This window comes from Xanthovirga aplysinae (assembly GCF_009711365.1).
GTDB classification, from domain to species: domain Bacteria; phylum Bacteroidota; class Bacteroidia; order Cytophagales; family Cyclobacteriaceae; genus Xanthovirga; species Xanthovirga aplysinae.
In genome coordinates this window covers 1-547 of sequence record NZ_SMMB01000162.1, presented here as the reverse complement: position 1 = coordinate 547, position 547 = coordinate 1, and the positions used below count along the sequence as shown (strand labels likewise).

Here is a 547-nt window from a genome sequence, read left to right as displayed (position 1 = left end):
TTATCATGTTCATTGGGAACCTTAATTCCAAAAAATAACAAATGGCTTTTTAGTCTGGATTTTACCTGTCTGAAATCCTTCACCAATTCATTACGCCTTCGAAATAAACTTCTTAATTGTTCACGCTTCTGATCGGGAACCGTTATTCCTTCCAACCTTCCATCTTTAAGTTCCCTACAAATTAACCGGGCATCTATTTTGTCGGTCTTTTGGTATTGAGATTTACCGGTTCTTGAAATATCGGCAGGGTTAAAAACAATCGATTTCCAACCATAGGACTCAAATGCTCTGTGTGCAGAATAGCCACAACACCCTGCCTCATAAGCGCTGTGAACTTCATAACCAGGGTAATTTTTTTCTACATATGATTTCAGTGATTTTGTATCAGGTTCCATGTTAAAACCTTTTCCTAAGAATAGATCTGTAGCAGTTTGAATCTTCCAGCTACGCTTGTGAATGTCAATTCCAATAAATAGTTTTGGTGTAGTGGTGGTCTGTTTTGTTTGCATAGTCTGTTTTGTTTTGTGATATACAAACTTAGCAGACT

The 547-nt window shown here is 37.1% G+C and carries 1 protein-coding gene; it reads right to left on the bottom strand.

Translation table 11 applies throughout. From position 1 onward, the window contains the following. Positions 1–509: IS110 family transposase (locus E1171_RS00265; RefSeq protein ID WP_155202989.1), on the bottom strand; the 509-nt coding region annotated here is incomplete at its 3' end. Positions 510–547 lie beyond the last annotated feature (38 nt).